3 protein-coding genes and 1 pseudogene are annotated in these 2,485 nt (G+C 67.3%); all 4 read right to left on the bottom strand.

Annotated elements, in window-relative coordinates:
* On the bottom strand, window positions 1-567 hold a 567-nt coding region (locus tag A5652_RS21740; RefSeq protein ID WP_067356542.1), incomplete at its 3' end, for a 50S ribosomal protein L25/general stress protein Ctc.
* 254 nt (window positions 568-821) lie between these two features.
* Window positions 822-1,691, bottom strand: a complete 870-nt coding sequence (locus A5652_RS21735; RefSeq protein WP_067356546.1) for an oxidoreductase — start codon at window positions 1,689-1,691, stop codon at window positions 822-824.
* Window positions 1,692-1,747: 56 nt separating this feature from the next.
* Window positions 1,748-2,371 carry an LpqN/LpqT family lipoprotein gene (locus tag A5652_RS21730; protein ID WP_197514051.1) on the bottom strand — a complete coding sequence of 208 codons (624 nt, stop codon included), beginning with the start codon at window positions 2,369-2,371 and terminating at the stop codon, window positions 1,748-1,750.
* 32 nt (window positions 2,372-2,403) lie between these two features.
* Window positions 2,404-2,485: pseudogene (locus A5652_RS21725) on the bottom strand (arsenate reductase (glutaredoxin)); the annotation flags it as partial.

Below are 2,485 nucleotides of genomic sequence, written 5' to 3'. Positions count from 1 at the left end.
GGCGAGTTCCTCCTCCGTCGGGGCGGTGACCACGTTGACCACCAGCGTCTCCGGGTCGGAGATCAGGTTGACGCCCTTGGGCAGGGCGACCTGTCCGGCAGAGAACTGGGTGCCTGGCTCGGCGCCCTCAACCGACACCGTCAATTGCTCGGGAATCGACAGGGCGTCGGCCTCGATCTCGATGGTGCTGGCGTCCTGGGTCACCAGGGTGCCGGGCACGGCGTCGCCCTCGATGACGACGCGGACCTCGACGACGACCTTCTCGCCACGACGCACGACCAGCAGGTCGGCGTGCTGGATGGTGCGGCGAATGGGGTGGATGTCGAGCGACTTGGTCAGGGCCAGCTGCTCCTTGCCCTCGATGTCGAGGGTCAGCACCGCGTTGGTGCCGGCGTGGCGGAGCACGGCGGCGAAGTCATGGCCGGGCAGTTCCAGGTGCTGCGGGGCGGCGCCATGGCCGTAGAGGACGGCAGGGATCTTGCCGTCGCGGCGGGCCCGCCGGGACGCACCCTTGCCGGTCTCGCCGCGGACCGCGACCTTCAACTGGTTGAGTGCTTGCTTGGCCATCGTGTCGCTCCTGTGTGCTCGCCTGTGTTTCGGGGCACGGCCGGGGTCGCGACGATTCGTCGGTCTCCGTCGATAACGGTGCTGGCCAGCCAGCCACCCTCGCCGTGACGCCCGGCCAGGTTAGCGCATCTGCACCTCAGAGGGGAAATTCGCGGCCGGTCGAGTGTCTTGTCACACCGTCACTCGCCGGGGGCATGTTGCAAAAGTCGTATCAGTCCGGCGAGGAATTTGTGTGGCCGCTGTGACCGAAGTGCTCAGAGGGGAAAGTGGGTCTTCGTGAGCTGCTCGGACAGCGACCACAGCGCCGCGGCCGTAGCCGTGTCCCGGGCACGCCGGCTGCGGGCAACCGGTTGCGTCCGGCCGATTTGACCGAATCGCGGGCCCACGAAGGTGTCGCCGGGCAGATCCTGGGACGCCGCGTACAGGGTTTGCCGCGCGCCGAAATCGGCGTCCGTCGCGACCACCCGCGTGACGGCCGACATCAACGTGTCACCCAGCTTGCGGCCGGAGGCGCCCTGCAGGTTGGTGTGCGAGTAGCCGGGATGGGCGGCGAGCGCGCGCAGCGGGGAACCGGCGGCGACGAGGCGGCGCTGCAGCTCGCTGGTGAACAGCAGGTTGGCGAGCTTGGACTGGCTGTAGGCCAGCCACGCCGAGTAGCGCCGGTTCTGCCAGTTCAGGTCGTCGAGGTTGATGGTCCCGGGCCAGTGCGCCATCGACGACACCGTCACCACCCGATCGGTCAGCTTGGGCAGCAACAAGTTGGTCAGCGCGAAATGCCCGAGGTGATTGGTGCCGATCTGGGTCTCGAAGCCGTCGACCGTCTGCCCGAAGGGAGCGGCCATGATGCCGGCGTTGTTGATCAGCACGTCGGCCTGGGTCACCCCGTCGGCGAACCGGCGGACCGACGACAGGTCCTGCAGGTCGAGCTCGTGCACCTCGACCTGACCGGCCATCTGACGCGCCGCGGTCTCGCCCTTGCGGATGTTGCGGACGGCCATGACGATCGTGGCCCCTCGTCGCGCCAGCTCGCGGGCGGTCACGGCGCCCAGCCCGCTGTTGGCACCGGTGATGATGACGGTTCGTTCGGCGAACGACGGTAGATCTGCGGCGGTCCAGCCAGTCATGGCAGACAACACTAATCGCGAAGCGCGCGCGACCGCCGAGCGCCGGCACGCCTGAATCACTTCGCCGCGACGACGAATCCGTGAATGATCTTGTCGATGTCGCTCGACTGCGCGGCCGCCTGAGTGGCGAAGGCGGTGATGGTCAGCTGCACCAGATAACGCTGGCGTGCGGGCGGCGATCCGGTCGCAATGACGATCCGGTTCCAGCTGTGCAGCCGCATACCAGCGTCGAGGTCGTAGCTGCCCTGGATCATCGACGAGGGAAAGCCGTTGTAGGGCGCGTCCGAGGCGTCCAGCTGCTTGAAGTTCGCGAACAGTTGCGCATCGTCGTTGCCGTGCTTGATCACCTGCGCCGGGTCGAAGTCGCCGTTGAGCTTGAACACCACCAGCCTTGCCGTCGGGAACTTGCCGCCCTGCGAGATGATGAGAGTCTGCGGGCTGATGTTCGGGCTGGTGAACGGCGACCAGCCGGGGGGAGTCGGGATCGACACCGTCAGGTCGGGCAGCGATCCCGGTGCCACCGGCTCTCCGGTCACCCCGATGCTTTGCAAATACTGCGACAGCGGAACCGGCTTCTCGGCCGGCTTGGTTGTGGTTGCCGTCGATGTCGTCGACAAGATCGATTGGTAGTCAGGTGGTTTCGGTGCACAGCCGGCGGCGAAGAAAGCCGCCGCAACCATCGCGGCAGCGGCCACGAGGCGGCCGAGCCGATTCACAGAATCTCGCGGACCGCGTCGATCGGGCGGGCCAGCCGAGTGCCCTTCGGTGTGACGACGAAGGGTCGTTCGATGAGG

Origin of the sequence: Mycobacterium sp. 1165178.9 (genome assembly GCF_001673555.1) — a bacterium.
In the GTDB taxonomy this organism is placed as follows: domain Bacteria; phylum Actinomycetota; class Actinomycetes; order Mycobacteriales; family Mycobacteriaceae; genus Mycobacterium.
The sequence above is the reverse complement of the archived record's forward strand: the minus strand, read 5'-3'. Positions and strand labels throughout refer to the sequence as shown.